Origin of the sequence: Acrocarpospora macrocephala (assembly GCF_009687865.1) — a bacterium.
GTDB lineage: Bacteria > Actinomycetota > Actinomycetes > Streptosporangiales > Streptosporangiaceae > Acrocarpospora > Acrocarpospora macrocephala.
In genome coordinates this window covers 1-13,982 of sequence record NZ_BLAE01000031.1, presented here as the reverse complement: position 1 = coordinate 13,982, position 13,982 = coordinate 1, and the positions used below count along the sequence as shown (strand labels likewise).

The following is a 13,982-nucleotide window of genomic DNA, read 5'->3' as shown; positions in this document are numbered from 1 at the left end:
TGGGGTGGTGACACCCAAGAAGTTCACCTCGGTCTGGATGCGGGAACCGCGTGGTCAGCGGGAGCGCGGGCTCACCCGGGACCAGATCGTCAAGGCCGCCATGGAGCTGCTCGACGCCGAAGGACTCGACGCGCTGAGCATGCGCAAGCTGGGCGCGAAGCTGGGCTCGGGGGCCACGAGCGTCTACTGGCACGTGGCGAATAAGGACGAGCTCCTCGAACTCGCCATGGACGGCGCGTATGCAGATGTGGTGCTGCACCCCGGCCGATCCTGGCGGGAGACGGCCAGCGATTTCTCCTATGGCCTGCGTGGGGCGATCTTGCACCATCTCTGGCTGGCCTCGCTGATCGGCGTGGTGCCCAGCCTGGGGCCGCAGGCGCTGCGCTGTTCGGCCATGCTGGTGGACGCGTTCGATCGGGGCGGGTTCCGGGGCATGGACGTCGACTTCGCGGTGGCGGCCGTCTTGTCGTACACGCTGGGGGCGACCCTGCCGGAAGCCTCCTGGCGTAGCGCGGCCATCAGAACGGACTGCACCGAGCAGGAGCAGGTGGAGGCACTCGGGCCGGTGATCGACAGGGTCGCGGCCGAACATCCGGCGCTGCACGAGCGTTACCAGAGTTACCACGCCCGCGACTACGACCCGAAGCTGGCCAGGAAGATCGGCTTCGACTACGGCCTGGTGGCCATGCTCGACGGTCTCGCCGAACGCCTGCGCCAGGCGGGATCGCGCGAGGCCCAGGCCAGCCCGGCGAGCGCCACGGAGAGCACCACCGACCAGCGCACGTGAGCGATCGTCCAGTCGGTGGTCTGGAGGCCCAGCAAGGTCCACTCTCCCGGCGCCGCGAGGGCGGCCAGCGTGAACACCACCAGGCCCGGCACCGCCAGCACTCCAGGCTCGGGAGCGCCCCGGCCGAGCAGCGCCGCGAACGCCAGCCCGCCGACGAACAGCGCCGCGAACTCCACGCTGAGCCACAAGAGCCACACCTCAGGCAGACGCGACCGCTCCACCAGGAGCGCGACGATCCACACCGGCAGCGCGACCAGCAGCGCCAGCCCAGCCCGGACCACGGTCCTGAGCCACAGCGGAGCCGGAACCGGCGCGGTCACCTCCGCCGAGGCGTCGTCCAGGAAGAACAGCGCCCCCATCGTGAGCACCAGCGCGACCGCGCGCAGCGACCAGACCCCGCCCTTCCAGCCCGCGTCCGGCCACACCAGCACGACCGCCACGATCATGACGGCCCCCGCCAGCGGCTGCCAGCGCAGCAGTCGCGGAGCCATCGCCGCCATCGACCCGATCTGACGCCACCTCACGGCAGTTGCCCCAGCCCCGCCACCGCGACCGCGATCACCGTCAGCGCCCCCGCGCCGAGCCAGAACCTTCTGCGCGGCGAATCTCGCAACATCGCGAGCGCGCCCGCCCCCAGGCACAGCGCCAGCAGGTAGACCGCATGCCAGCCGGTGTGCCCCGGATTGAACCCCATCGCCGCCCGGTACGGCCACGGCCCCCACACCGCGAGCTCGGCATAGAAACCGAACAGATGCCCCCCGGTCGCCTCGTTCCCGTTGACCACCACATTGAAGAAGACCAACGCCACCATCACCAGCACGGACGCCCCCGCCCACGGCAGCCAGCGCGCCGACGCGACCCCGAGCAGCCCCGCCCCCAGCACACACAGCGGCCCCAACGCCAGCTCGAAAACCGTGGGGAACCGCTCCAGCGAAACACCCTGAACCGCGTATCCGACGCAGAGCGCCATCTGCACCGCACAAGCCACCAGGAAAGGACCCAGCGCGGCCAGGCAGGAGGCGGCCGTCCGCTGCGTCCGCGAAGCCGGCAGCGCCCCGAGCAGCTCGTCGCCGCCCGCCCGCCGCGACGCGCTCGCGACCAGCTCGGCCGCGAAGAACACCGGCACCCCCGGCCACAGGGCCATCCCGTTGGTGAGCAGGCTGAACGCGGGCCTGGGCCCCCAGTAGTCGCGCAACTCCACCACCGACGCCAGCACGAACAGCGCGAACCCCGCCAGCACCAGCGGATGCCGCAGCAGCCGCCGCGCCTTGGCCACCGCCAGCGCGGGCACCGAGGAGACCCTCACCTCGACCGTCACGACCGCACCCCCACGGCGGCGTCCCCGAGCAGCAGCAGATAACCGTCCTCGATGGTCGGCTCGGCCAGCCGCGCGGCGTCCGGCGCCTGCCCGATGTTGCGGAACAACCCCTCCCCCGTACGCCACGACAACACCCCCGACCGTTCCGCCGACAACCAGACCTGCCCCTCGGCCACCCGCCGCAACTCCTCCGGCGTGCCCTCGAACATGCACCGGCCCCCGTCGAACACCACCACCCGCCCGCACAGGGCGGCCACGTCCTCGGTCTGGTGAGTGGACAGCACCACCGTGCGGTTCTCCCCGATCCGGGAGATCAGCTCGCGGAACCGCAGCCGCTGCTCCGGATCGAGCCCGGCCGTGGGCTCGTCCAGCAGGACCAGCTCCGGCTCCCCCAGCAGCGCCTGCGCGATGCCCACCCGCCGCCGCATGCCGCCAGAGAGCGCGCGAATACGCTTGCCGCTCACCTCCGCGAGCCCGACCTCGGCGATCACCCGGCGCACCTCGTCATGCCGTGCCCGGCGATCCACGATCTCCTTCAGGATCGCCACATAGTCCACGAACTCGAAGACGGTGAAGGCCCGATGGAAGCCGGGCTCCTGCGGCAGGTAGCCGAGCCGCCGCCGGATCTGCAGGCGCTCGGCCGACGGATCGCGCCCCAGCAGCCGCAGCGTGCCGGAGTCGGCGGCGAGCACGGTGGCCAGCATCCGGATCAACGTGGTCTTCCCGGCCCCGTTCGGCCCGAGCAGCCCGGTCACCCCCGGCCCCGCGGTGAACGAGAGCCCGTCCAGCGCCCGATGCCGACCATACGATTTCACGACATTCGTGACGACGACGGTGTTCATCGGGAGTCCTCGCTCTGGTAGCGGTCGCGGCGCAGGAACAGCAGGGCGGCCGAGACCAGCACGACGGTCAGCGCCGTGACCTGACCGGCCGTGCCGAACATGGCCAGCGGCTCGTCCCTGACCGCGAACGCGGCGACCCCGGCCAGCCAGAGCAGCGACAGCACCGCCCCGCTGGGCGCGGGCTCGAACCGGCTGGACAGCACCAGCGTGAGCGCGGTGAGCGCCAGCGCGGGCAGCAACCACGCCACTACCGCCCAGTCGCGGCCGAGCAGCGCGAACCCGGCCGCGAACGCCGGCCCGGCCGAGGTGACCAGCACCGCCGCCGCCCGCGCCAGCATCAGCCGGAACGCCGAATACGGCGCGGCCAGCCCGATCTCGTACGCCGGATCCGCCCCCCGCCCGAACGCCAGCGCCACCCCGGCCACCGGCAGCACCGGCGCCACCGCGAGGAACCACAGCAGCCCCCACCGGTCGTCGATCCCGGCCGCGAGCACCGCGAACAGCAGCGCGACCGCGTTGGCGGCCAGCCACGGCAACCGCAGCGAGTAGGCCGCCGCGAGCAGCCGCGCCGTCGGCTCGTTGATCCCGACCAGGCGCAGCAGCCGCTCGAACGGCCCGGGCACCGGCGCGTCCACCGCCTCGGCGATCTCCCCCCACATCTTCCGCAGCCGCTCCTCGGGTACGGCTGTCGCCACCGAACCCCGGCAGCGCTCGCAGGCGAGCAGATGCGCCTCCACCGAGGCCGCGGCGGTCCCGCCCAGGGCGCCCCCGGAGTACCGGGTGGCCAGCTCGTCGTCGACATGCCACTCCGTCATGCCAGTCCCTCCCGCAGCATGGCCTTGGCCCGCATCATCCGGGTCTTCACGGTTCCGGTGGGGATGCCGAGCAGTTTCCCGGCCTCCCTGGTCGTCAGGCCGTCCAGCACGGTGGCCTGCACGACCGCGCGCAGCTCCGGTGACAGCTTGCCGAGCGCGCCGCCCAGGTCGCCGTACTCGATGCCGAGCAGCACCTGCTCCTCGGCCGACACCACCACCTGCTCGTACGCGGGGAGCACCACCAGCGGCCGTTTGCGCAGGTGGTCGAGTAACCGGCGGATGCCGATGCCCCAGATCCAAGCGGCCACCTCACCCTTGCCGTTCCAGGCGGCGGCCGTGCGCCAGACCGCCACGAAGGTGTCTTGGACGGCCTCGTCGACCAGGGTCGCGTCGGCGCAGCGCCGGGTCAGGCGGAGGACCAGCCAGGGGGCGTGCCTGGCGTAGATGATCTCCAGAGCGCGCCGGTCCCCCTCGGCGACCGCGCCCAGCAGGCGGGCGTCCGGCCACGCCTCGTGCTCGTTCATACCCCTCTGTCGGGGTCCTGGCCGGAACCGGTTCACGGGGTGCGCCCGACAGGGAGGGCATGAAGCGTCTCCTCGCCCTGCTGGCCGTCACGCTGATCAGCACGGGCTGTACCTCGGCCGAGCAGCCACCTAAAGCACGAAAAATCATCATCGATACGGACATGGGGAATCTGAATGACGACGCGCTCGCCACCGTCCTGCTGGCCGCTTCCGGCGTGGAGATCCTGGGGGTGACCATCGTCGGCGGCAACACCTGGCCAGAGGACGGCCTGGATTTCGCCCGCCGCCTGCTCATCACCCATCCGGACATTCCGGTTATTTTGGGCGATACTGCGACACCGGAACGGCGGAGCGGCTATTCGGGCGCGGTCGAATATCGGCGCACGAACCCCCGCCGCGGCCCGGCGGCGGACTTCATCGCCGAACAGGTCACCAAATATCCGGGCGAGGTGACAATTCTCACCATCGGCCCGGCAACAAATCTGGCGAAAGCGGTACAAACCCACCCCGACATGGTCCCGCTGGTTGAACACGTCGTCTACCTGGGCGGCAGCACGGGCAACGAGCAGGAGTTCAACTGGTGGTTCGACCCGGAAGCCGCTCAGATCGCCGTCAACACCCCATTCCCTCACAAGACGGTCGTTCCCATGGATGTCGGCTTTCCCGTGCCCAAGACGGACGTGAGCCCCGCGCTGAGGCACTTCTTCGCCCGCAGTCCAGAGCTAACCGCCTGGGACGCCATCGCCGCCGCGATCGTGCTCGATCCGGCCCTCGCCACCGGCCGCGCGAGCGTCGCCGTGACCGTCGGCAGCACCGGCACGATGGACCTCGGGCCCGGCACAGCCGCACTCGTGCTCGCCCTAGACCAGGAACGATTCCGGCAAACCCTGCATAGTGTCAGGGATTGATGTCTCATACTTACACCCTGATCCGGTAGCCTCGCTGCATGCTCCCCACGGTCGCGGACGTGCTCTCGCTTGATGCCGTCCGGCGCGGAAACCCGCGCGTCGTTGCGGGCGCCGATCGGCTCGACACCCGGGTTCGCTGGGTGCATGTAGGGGAAATCAGCGACATCGCCCACCTGCTCAGGGGTGGCGAACTGGTGCTGACCACCGGCGTGGCCTTGCCGTCGGAGCCCGACAAACTCGCAGAATACGTCGCCGACCTCGCCGCGGTCGGCGCGTCGGGCCTGGTCGTCGAACTCGGCCGCAGGTTCGTCAAGGAACTGCCCAGAGCCGTGGTCCGGGCCGCGGAAGACCACGGGCTCCCGCTGGTAACACTCGCCAGGGAAACCCCGTTCGTCCAGATCACCGAATCCGTGCACGCCCGCATCATCGACATCCAGCTCCAGGAACTGCGCGCCTCCGAGCAGCTGCACGAGGTCTTCACCGAACTCTCCGTCGAAGGCGCCTCCCCCGCCGACGTGCTCGGTCAGGTGTCCCGCTTCTCCGGGCGGCCGGCCCTGCTGGAGAACCTGGCCCACCAGGTGCTCGCCTGCGAGTCCGCCGGGCAGGACACCGGCGCGCTCCTGGCCAGCTGGGAATCCCGCTCCCGGGCCGTCGCCACCGAGGGCCGCACGGCGTACGACGGGACTTCCGGGTGGCTGGTCACCACCGTCGGGGCGCGCGGGCAGGACTGGGGACGGCTGATCCTGCTCTGCGACGGGCCGCCCAGCCCGCGCGACATCGTGCTGGCCGAGCGCGCGGCCACCACGCTCGCCCTCGGCCGCCTGCTCGAACGCCACCAGGAGTCACTGGAACGCCAGGCCCACGGGACGATCATCACCGGCATCCTCACCCACGCGTACGCCGACCCCGACGAGGCCGCCGCCCGGGCCCGCGCGGTCGGCGTGCCGCTCACCGGCCGCAAGCTGATCAGCGTCGTGCTGCGGCCCATCGCCGAAGGCGACACCGCGCTCGACGAGCAGGTCCGCCTCGGCGACCTGGCCGAGGCCACCGCCTCCGCCTGCCGCGACGCCCGCCTCCCCGCCCTGGTCGGCGCCCTCGACCAAGCCCGCGTCGGGGTGCTGCTGCCGCTCCCGCCCCGCACCGCCGCCGAAGCCGCGCTGGCCGCCCTCGCCGACCGTCTGCGTGCTTCCTTCCCCAACCCTTTCGTGCTGGCCGCCGGGTCGATCGTGGAGTCCGTCCGGGACGTACGGCGCAGCTTCCTGGAAGCCGAGCAGGTCGCCGACGTGGCCGTCAGGCAGCCCGACGGACGGCCCTACTACCGGCTGCCCGACCTGCGGCTGCGCGGGCTGCTGCACCTGCTCAGGGACGACGCCCGGCTGCAGACCTTCGCCGAGCGGGAGCTGAGCCCGCTGCTCGCGCACGACGCGCAGCGCAACGGCGACCTCACCCGCATCCTCGGCATCTACCTCGACTCCGGCCGCAACAAGGCCGTCGCCGCCCAGCGGGCGCACCTGTCCAGGCCCGCCTTCTACGACCGGCTGCGCCGCCTGGAGCGCATCCTGGACACCGACCTCGACGACGTCGAATCCTGCCTCTCCCTGCACGTGGCACTGCTCGCGCTGGAGTCGTTCCGGAGGGAAACCCGGTGAGGGCACGCGACCACGGCGTCATCGTCGGCTCCGGCACGCCCGGACCGCACAACGCGATCACGGACGTGCCGGGCGTGCGGGTCGGGCACACCACGCTGATCAGCGGCGAAGGCCCGCGCGTGGTCGGCTCGGGGCCGGTGCGCACCGGCGTCACCGTGGTCCTCCCGCACGAGGGCTCGGCCTTCGACGAACCCGTGTACGCCGGGCTGCACTGGCTCAACGGCAACGGCGAGATCACCGGCATGGCGTTCCTGCGGGAGTACGGCATTCTCGGCTCGCCCATCGGGCTGACCAACACCGGTTCGGTCGGCGTGGTCCGGGACGCGCTCGTCGAGATCGAGGTCGGCGCGCTGCGCAAGGGGGCGGTGTCCTGGTCGCTGCCGGTTGTCGGGGAGACGTGGGACGGGTCGCTCAACGACATCGACGGCCAGCATGTGACCGCGGCGCATGTGCGGGAGGCGTACGCGCGCGCCTCCGGCGGGCCCGTCGAGGAGGGCTCGGTCGGCGGGGGCACCGGGATGATCTGCCACGGCTTCAAGGGCGGCGTCGGCACCGCCTCGCGGGTCGTGGACGGCTACACCGTCGGCGTGCTCGTCCAGGCCAACCACGGGAGGCGGGATCGGCTCACCGTGAACGGGGTCAACGTGGGGCGGTGGCTGCCGGCGTCGCCCGCGCCGTACGAGGGGGCCGGATCCATCATCGGGATCGTGGCCACCGACGCGCCGCTGCTGCCGCACCAGTGCCGGCGGCTCGCCCAGCGGGCCGGGCTCGGCGTGGCCAGGACCGGCGGGGCCGGGGAGAACTCCAGTGGCGACGGTTTCCTCTGCTTCGCCACCGGCAACCGCAACCTGCCCGCCAACGCGCTGGACGCCGATCCGCCCAGGACCTACCAGGTGACCGTGCTCGCCGACGAGCACATCGATCCGCTCTTCTACGCGGTGATCGAGGCCACCGAGGAGGCGATCGTCAACGTGCTGGTCACCGCCGAGACGATGACCGGCGCGGACGGGCTGACCATCCCGGGCCTGGACGGCGCCGTCCTGGCGAACCTCCTCACCTGACAAGGCTTGATACCACCTGACAGCGCCGCAGGTCAGGGGCGCGGGGGAGAAATCACACCCCACCGGGTGTAAGAGCTACTCCACTTGATTACCCTCCGTATGCTCGCCATCACGGACCGATCGTGCTTGGCTGCTGCGGTGACCCTAACCGAGCCAGCGATCACGAATGGGACGGTCCCGCCGCCCGATCCCGCGACCACGGTCCGCGCTCTCTCCCGCCGCTTCCCCGGCTGGACGATCTGGTGGGGGGAGTCCACCAACCACTACTGGGGGATGTCCCGCCGAGCGGGAGGCGCGTTCGTCTCCGTCGAAGCGCAATCCGCGGCCGAATTCGTACAAAAGGCGCGAGACATCGAATACCGCTCACCACAAAACAACCTGTAAAAGGCTGACAACGCCGAATTCTCATACTCTTTGGCGTGTTTCGCTCTCCCTGCACGATCAATGTCGCCACGATGGTCCCTTAGGCCATTAATTGGGAGAGAACCAACATGCGACGCCGCCTGACCGTCGGAACCGCCGCGTTGATCGCCACAGTCACCGCTGTGTCGGCACCAGCACTGTCCGCGACAGCCGCATCAACGGAATCCATACCGGCCGGACTGCCCTCCACCAAGTTCCCCCTCGGGGTCCCAGGCATTCCCACCTCGGCCGGAAAGGCGCTCGGCGCCGGAATCGAATACTTCACCCTCAAGCACGGCACCGCCGAGGACGGCTACACCGTCAGCCTCCTGAGCGCCGGCAAGGACGCCTTCACCGAGACCACCGCCCAGAACCTCGCCGTCTCCGCCCAGTCGGCCGGCTTCGAGCCGACCATCGTGCAGTTCACGCGTCCCGCCGTCGCCGACTTCCCCGCCCAGGACTACTGGATGGTACGGATCGGCAACTGGACCCTGAAGCAGAAGAAGCAGGCGGCCGAGGTCGCCAATGAGCTCAAGGACGCGGGGATCAGCTCCAAGGTGGACTATCTCGGCGACGACGGCTTCCTGACCTCAGGGCCCTGGTCGATGCGGGTGGTCACCGTCGATCCGCGGACCTTCCGCGGCACGTTCGCCTCCTCGCTGGGGAGCAGCACCGCCAAGCGGGAGAAGGTGTCCGCGATGGCGAAAGCCGGGGGCGCGTCGATCGCCGTCAACGGGGGGTTCTTCGACATCCACACCTCCGCCGCCTACCGGGGGGATCCGACGGGGATCTCGATAGTGGGGGGCAAGTTGCTCAGTGAAGCTGTTTCCGGGCGTACGGCGGTGGTGATGAAGGGGCGGACCGTGCGCATCACCGAGCTCGCCTCAAGGGTGACGGCGACGGCCGCGGATAAGGCGAACTTGGCTGTCTCCGGGGTGAACCGGGTGCCCAAGCCCAACGAGCTCGTGCTGTACACCGAGGAGTTCGGCACGAAGACGCCGTCCACCGGGGGGACGGAAGTCGTGCTCGACGAGACCGGTCAGGTGCTGGGAGTGCGGACGGCTGGGGGGAAGGTCACCAAGGGCCGGCGGGTGCTGCACGGGGTTGGCACCGCGGCCGAATGGCTGACGGCGCACGCTACGGAAGGGCAGACCGTCACCGTCAAGACGATCGTCAGTGATCTGCGGAAGAAGCGGACCATCCCGTTGACGCCTGACACCTATGTCGTCGGTGGCGGGGTGGGGCTCATCCGCAATGGCAAGACCTGGATCACGGCGTCGACGGATGGCATGGCCAATCTCAACATGATCTTGCGGCGGCATCCGCGGACACTGGTGGGCGTGAGCAAGACCGGGAAGCTGATCCTCGCGGTCATCGACGGGCGGGCGCCCGGCGCCACCGTGGGGGCGTCCTTCCTGGAGGCGGCCCAGGTGATGCGGTGGCTCGGGGCGCGGGACGCGATCAACCTCGATGGCGGCGGGTCCAGCGCCATGGTCGTCCGCGGAAAGGTCGTCAACAAGCCGTCCGACGGCTCGGAGCGTGCGGTCGGGGACGCGTTGCTGGTCAAGCCCTGAGTTTGTCGATCATGTCGTCGTCGCAGGTGGCCCAGAAGGAGCCGACGACGTCCTCCAGGTGGTTCAGGGAGGCCGCGGCGAACAGGACATCCTGATATTTCGTGATGTCGTATTCGGTGGCGCCCATGGCGGCCAGGTCGAGGGGGCGGATGTCCATGCCGCGGAACTCCTCGATCTCGCCGTACGAGCTCAGGATGCCCGCGCCGTACGCCTTGAGTTCGTTGTTCTCGTTCATGACGCCGAACTCCAGGGTGAACCAGAAGATCTTGGAGACGAACTCCAGGGCTTCTTCGGTTTCCACGTGCTGGGCGGCGCGGCCGGCCACCCGGTAGAGGTCGGCGAAGCGGCGGGAGGCCAGGGTGTTGCCGTGGCCGATCACCTCGTGGATGATGTCGGGCTCTGGGGTGTAGAACGGCACCGAGTGGTGGCGAATGTACTGGGTTGAGTGGAAGTAGCCGTCAGCCAGAACGCCGTAGAACTCGCGGAGGGGGACCAGGCCGGCGGCCGGGAGGTAGCGGAATCCCGTCAGCGGGGTGAGCAGGTCGCTGACCTCTTCCAGCTGGGGGATGTGGTCGGTGGGGAGACCTAGCTCCTCAGCGGCGTTCACGAACTCGGTCACCGCGTACTTGTGGTGCTTGGCGGCCAGTTCTCTGGTGACCAGGGCCCAGACCTCGTGTTCCTCGTCGGTGTACTCCGCGTGGGGGATGGGATCGCCCTTGGTGTGGCCCACTGCCAGGGCGGCGATCGCGTTTCTGCGGGCGCGGTACACCGGGTCGGCGAAGCCGGGGTGGCTGGCCGCGAGCTGTACGGTGACGGAACCGTCCTCATTCGCTGCGACCGGAGCGAAATACTGAGCTTCCTCGAACATCTATAAATGACATCAACTTGGGCCTGCCACTGGCAAGTGTGCTCAGCCAAACCTAGACAATCCGCCTAACGTGCCCGAAGTCTGCCGGTCACGACTGGACAATCTGACCAGGTCCGTACTAAGGCTGCGTCGCGAGACGGGCGACCACATCGGTCAGGATTCGAGAAGCGCGGACCCCCGAGCCGCAGCTAGCGTGACCTGCACGGACGTCACCGGACTGCCCGTTCGTCCGCTCCCCACGACTTCAGGAGTGACCATGACCGGCTCATCCACCCAGGGAATCAAGACCGTGCTGCACCCCGTTTCCGACCTGGCGAAGGCCAAGGAGGTGTACGCCGCCCTGCTCGGCGTGCCGCCGATCGCCGACGCGCCCTACTACGTCGGCTTCGAGGCCGAGGGCCAGCACATCGGGCTGGTGCCGGGCGGTGGACCGCAGGGCATGACCACCCCGGTGGCCTACTGGCACGTGCCGGACATCGAGGCGAAACTGGCCGAGGTGACCGCCGCGGGCGCCACCGTGAAGGAGCCCGCGCACGACGTCGGTGGCGGCAGACTGGTGGCCACCTTCACCGACCCCGATGGTAACGTCCTCGGGCTGCTTCAGGACTGATGAGTGCCGATCCCCGCTCCCCCGCTCAGCGTCGCCGCGACACCGAGCATCGGCGGCCTCGCCTAACAGATATGGAGACACGATGAGCATTGCCACGAGACCGGAGACGCTGTCGCCTGCGCCGCACGTTGCCGACAGCCACGACCTGATCCGCGTGCACGGCGCGCGCGTGAACAACCTCAAGGACGTCAGCGTCGAGCTCCCGAAGCGCCGGCTGACGGTGTTCACCGGCGTCTCCGGCTCGGGCAAGAGCTCGCTGGTCTTCGGCACGATCGCCGCGGAGTCGCAGCGGCTGATCAACGAGACCTACAGCGCCTTCGTGCAGGGCTTCATGCCGACGCTGGCGCGGCCCGAGGTCGACGTGCTCGACGGGCTGACGACCGCGATCATCGTCGACCAGCAGCGCATGGGTGCCGACCCCCGCTCCACGGTCGGCACCGCCACCGACACCAACGCGATGCTGCGCATCCTCTTCAGCCGGCTCGGGCAGCCGCACATCGGCTCGCCCAACGCGTTCTCCTTCAACGTCCCCACGGTCCGGGCGAGCGGTGCGATCACGGTCGAGCGCGGCGCCAGTGCCGGCAAGGCCGTGAAACAGACCTTCACCCGTACCGGCGGCATGTGTACGCGCTGCGAAGGCCGGGGCAGGGTCACCGATATCGACCTCACCCAGCTCTACGACGACTCCAAGTCGATCGCCGAGGGCGCGATCACCGTGCCCGGCTACAAGGTGGACAGCTTCTGGACCGTAAAGATCTTCGCCGAGTCGGGCTTCATCGACCCGGACAAGCCGATCCACAAGTTCACCAAGCAGGAGCTCCACGACTTCCTCTACAAGGAACCGACCAAGGTGAAGGTCGACGGCATCAACCTCACCTACGAGGGGCTGATCCCCAAGGTGCAGAAGTCGTTCCTCTCCAAGGACCCCGACGCGCTGCAGCCGCACATCCGGGCGTTCGTGGACCGGGCGGTCACCTTCGCCTCCTGTCCCGAGTGCGGCGGCACCCGGCTCAGCGAGGCGGCCCGCTCCTCCCTGATCGGCGGGATCAACATCGCCGACGCCTGCGCGATGCAGATCAGCGACCTCGCCGACTGGGTCCGTGGCCTCGACGAGCCGTCGGTCGCGCCGTTGCTGGCCGCGTTGCTGCAGACCCTCGACTCGTTCGTGGAGATCGGGCTGGGCTACCTCTCGCTCGAGCGGCCGGCGGGCACGCTGTCGGGCGGCGAGGCGCAGCGCGTCAAGATGATCCGCCACCTCGGCTCCTCGCTCACCGACACGACCTACGTCTTCGACGAGCCCACCATCGGCCTGCACCCGCACGACATCCAGCGGATGAACGACCTGCTGCTGCGGCTGCGGGACAAGGGCAACACGGTGCTCGTCGTCGAGCACAAGCCGGAGGCGATCGCGATCGCCGACCACGTCGTCGACCTCGGCCCCGGTGCCGGCACCGCGGGCGGCACCGTCTGCTACGAGGGCACCGTCGAGGGGCTGCGTGCCAGCGGCACCATCACCGGCCGCCACCTCGACGACAGAGCCACCCTCAAGAAGACGGTGCGGACGTCCACCGGCACGCTGGAGATCCGCGGGGCCACCGCCAACAACCTGCAAGACGTCGACGTCGACATCCCGCTCGGGGTGCTCTGCGTGATCACCGGCGTGGCGGGCTCCGGCAAGAGCTCGCTCGTGCACGGGTCGATCCCCGCCAGCGCGGGTGTGGTGTCGATCGACCAGGCCGCGATCCGCGGCTCGCGACGGAGCAACCCGGCGACCTACACCGGACTGCTTGATCCGATCCGCAAGGCGTTCGCCAAGGTCAACGGCGTGAAGCCGGCGCTGTTCAGCGCCAACTCCGAGGGTGCCTGCCCCAACTGCAACGGGGCCGGCGTCATCTACACCGACCTGGGGATCATGGCCAGCGTCGCCACCACCTGCGAGGAGTGCGAGGGGAAGCGGTTCGAGGCGTCGGTGCTCGAATACCACCTCGGCGGGCGCGACATCAGCGAGGTGCTCGCGATGTCGGTGACCGAGGCCGAGGAGTTCTTCGGCACCGGCGAGGCGCGCACGCCGGCCGCGCACGCCATCCTGCACCGGCTCGCCGACGTCGGGCTCGGCTACCTCAGCCTCGGCCAGCCGCTCACCACGCTGTCCGGCGGCGAGCGGCAGCGGCTCAAGCTGGCCACCCACATGGCCGAGAAGGGCGGCGTCTACATCCTCGACGAGCCGACCACCGGCCTGCACCTCGCCGACGTCGAACAGCTCCTCGGCCTGCTCGACCGGCTCGTCGACTCCGGCAAGTCGGTCATCGTCATCGAGCACCACCAGGCGGTCATGGCCCACGCCGACTGGATCATCGACCTCGGCCCCGGCGCCGGCCACGACGGCGGCCGTATCGTCTTCGAGGGCACCCCCACCGACCTCGTCTCCACCCGCTCCACCCTCACCGGCGAACACCTCGCGGCTTACGTCGGCGCCTGACCGTACCCCGGGAATACGAAAGGCCCCAGCCAAACGGCTGGGGCCTTTCGATAAAGATTGTCCGGCGGCGTCCTACTCTCCCACACCGTCCCCGGTGCAGTACCATCGGCGCTGGAGGGCTTAACTTCCGGGTTCGGAATGTAAC

14 protein-coding genes and 1 rRNA gene are annotated in these 13,982 nt (G+C 69.7%); 8 read left to right on the top strand and 7 right to left on the bottom strand.

Annotated elements, in window-relative coordinates; translation table 11 throughout:
* Window positions 1-7 precede the first annotated feature (7 nt).
* A complete protein-coding gene (locus Amac_RS25710) occupies window positions 8-787 on the top strand; it encodes a TetR family transcriptional regulator (RefSeq protein ID WP_155356971.1) in 780 nt (259 codons plus the stop codon).
* On the opposite strand, the gene Amac_RS25705 is transcribed toward Amac_RS25710, so the two are convergent.
* From Amac_RS25705 to Amac_RS25685, 5 genes are read right to left on the bottom strand one after another with little or no spacing between them, the layout of a single operon-like run.
* Complete coding sequence (locus tag Amac_RS25705) at window positions 670-1,278, bottom strand: hypothetical protein (RefSeq protein ID WP_155356970.1); 609 nt, start codon at window positions 1,276-1,278, stop codon at window positions 670-672. The two genes, Amac_RS25710 and Amac_RS25705, sit on opposite strands and share 118 nt — an antisense overlap.
* 29 nt (window positions 1,279-1,307) lie before the next feature.
* Complete coding sequence (locus tag Amac_RS25700; protein WP_155356969.1) at window positions 1,308-2,105, bottom strand: hypothetical protein; 798 nt, start codon at window positions 2,103-2,105, stop codon at window positions 1,308-1,310.
* Entirely contained in the window at window positions 2,102-2,947 is an 846-nt protein-coding gene (locus Amac_RS25695; protein ID WP_155356968.1) for an ABC transporter ATP-binding protein, read from the bottom strand. The genes Amac_RS25700 and Amac_RS25695 overlap by 4 nt, the downstream gene beginning before the upstream one ends.
* Window positions 2,944-3,762 (bottom strand): zf-HC2 domain-containing protein, encoded by an 819-nt coding sequence (locus Amac_RS25690; protein ID WP_155356967.1) that lies wholly within the window; start codon window positions 3,760-3,762, stop codon window positions 2,944-2,946. The genes Amac_RS25695 and Amac_RS25690 overlap by 4 nt, the downstream gene beginning before the upstream one ends.
* The gene (locus Amac_RS25685; protein WP_155356966.1) at window positions 3,759-4,286 is read right to left on the bottom strand and encodes an RNA polymerase sigma factor; all 528 of its coding nucleotides are present in this window, start codon (window positions 4,284-4,286) and stop codon (window positions 3,759-3,761) included. Before Amac_RS25685 ends, Amac_RS25690 begins: the two co-directional genes overlap by 4 nt.
* A gap of 59 nt (window positions 4,287-4,345) precedes the next feature.
* Between Amac_RS25685 and Amac_RS25680 the strand changes: the two genes are divergently transcribed.
* From Amac_RS25680 to Amac_RS25660, 5 genes are all read left to right on the top strand, one after another.
* Window positions 4,346-5,194, top strand: a complete 849-nt coding sequence (locus tag Amac_RS25680) for a nucleoside hydrolase (protein ID WP_155356965.1) — start codon at window positions 4,346-4,348, stop codon at window positions 5,192-5,194.
* A 38-nt stretch (window positions 5,195-5,232) separates the two neighbouring features.
* Complete coding sequence (locus tag Amac_RS25675; RefSeq protein ID WP_155356964.1) at window positions 5,233-6,843, top strand: PucR family transcriptional regulator; 1,611 nt, start codon at window positions 5,233-5,235, stop codon at window positions 6,841-6,843.
* Window positions 6,840-7,904, top strand: a complete 1,065-nt coding sequence (locus Amac_RS25670; protein WP_155356963.1) for a DmpA family aminopeptidase — start codon at window positions 6,840-6,842, stop codon at window positions 7,902-7,904. Before Amac_RS25675 ends, Amac_RS25670 begins: the two co-directional genes overlap by 4 nt.
* A gap of 138 nt (window positions 7,905-8,042) precedes the next feature.
* Window positions 8,043-8,288 (top strand): hypothetical protein, encoded by a 246-nt coding sequence (locus tag Amac_RS25665; RefSeq protein ID WP_155356962.1) that lies wholly within the window; start codon window positions 8,043-8,045, stop codon window positions 8,286-8,288.
* Window positions 8,289-8,395: 107 nt separating this feature from the next.
* On the top strand, window positions 8,396-9,880 hold the full coding sequence (locus tag Amac_RS25660) for a phosphodiester glycosidase family protein (protein WP_155356961.1): 1,485 nt from the start codon (window positions 8,396-8,398) through the stop codon (window positions 9,878-9,880).
* Here Amac_RS25660 and Amac_RS25655 read toward each other — a convergent pair.
* Window positions 9,870-10,748 carry a phenylalanine 4-monooxygenase gene (locus Amac_RS25655; RefSeq protein ID WP_155356960.1) on the bottom strand — a complete coding sequence of 293 codons (879 nt, stop codon included), beginning with the start codon at window positions 10,746-10,748 and terminating at the stop codon, window positions 9,870-9,872. The two genes, Amac_RS25660 and Amac_RS25655, sit on opposite strands and share 11 nt — an antisense overlap.
* 256 nt (window positions 10,749-11,004) lie before the next feature.
* On the opposite strand from Amac_RS25655, the gene Amac_RS25650 reads away from it, so the two are divergent.
* Together Amac_RS25650 and Amac_RS25645 are read left to right on the top strand one after the other, a co-directional pair.
* Window positions 11,005-11,358: a VOC family protein gene (locus Amac_RS25650; RefSeq protein ID WP_155356959.1), complete on the top strand. Its 354-nt coding sequence runs from the start codon at window positions 11,005-11,007 to the stop codon at window positions 11,356-11,358.
* A gap of 82 nt (window positions 11,359-11,440) precedes the next feature.
* Window positions 11,441-13,837: an ATP-binding cassette domain-containing protein gene (locus Amac_RS25645; protein ID WP_155356958.1), complete on the top strand. Its 2,397-nt coding sequence runs from the start codon at window positions 11,441-11,443 to the stop codon at window positions 13,835-13,837.
* A gap of 59 nt (window positions 13,838-13,896) precedes the next feature.
* On the opposite strand, the gene rrf is transcribed toward Amac_RS25645, so the two are convergent.
* Window positions 13,897-13,982: ribosomal RNA gene (gene rrf / locus Amac_RS25640) — 5S ribosomal RNA — on the bottom strand; the annotation flags it as partial.

Bases quoted from the DNA above. Each gene is read 5' to 3' on its own strand.
- Amac_RS25705 (WP_155356970.1), bottom strand. From the start codon at position 1,278: ATGGCTCCGCGACTGCTGCGCTGGCAGCCGCTGGCGGGGGCCGTCATG.
- Amac_RS25695 (WP_155356968.1), bottom strand. From the start codon at position 2,947: ATGAACACCGTCGTCGTCACGAATGTCGTGAAATCGTATGGTCGGCAT.
- Amac_RS25690 (WP_155356967.1), bottom strand. From the start codon at position 3,762: ATGACGGAGTGGCATGTCGACGACGAGCTGGCCACCCGGTACTCCGGG.
- Amac_RS25685 (WP_155356966.1), bottom strand. From the start codon at position 4,286: ATGAACGAGCACGAGGCGTGGCCGGACGCCCGCCTGCTGGGCGCGGTC.
- Amac_RS25680 (WP_155356965.1), top strand. From the start codon at position 4,346: ATGAAGCGTCTCCTCGCCCTGCTGGCCGTCACGCTGATCAGCACGGGC.
- Amac_RS25675 (WP_155356964.1), top strand. From the start codon at position 5,233: ATGCTCCCCACGGTCGCGGACGTGCTCTCGCTTGATGCCGTCCGGCGC.
- Amac_RS25660 (WP_155356961.1), top strand. From the start codon at position 8,396: ATGCGACGCCGCCTGACCGTCGGAACCGCCGCGTTGATCGCCACAGTC.
- Amac_RS25655 (WP_155356960.1), bottom strand. From the start codon at position 10,748: ATGTTCGAGGAAGCTCAGTATTTCGCTCCGGTCGCAGCGAATGAGGAC.
- Amac_RS25650 (WP_155356959.1), top strand. From the start codon at position 11,005: ATGACCGGCTCATCCACCCAGGGAATCAAGACCGTGCTGCACCCCGTT.
- Amac_RS25645 (WP_155356958.1), top strand. From the start codon at position 11,441: ATGAGCATTGCCACGAGACCGGAGACGCTGTCGCCTGCGCCGCACGTT.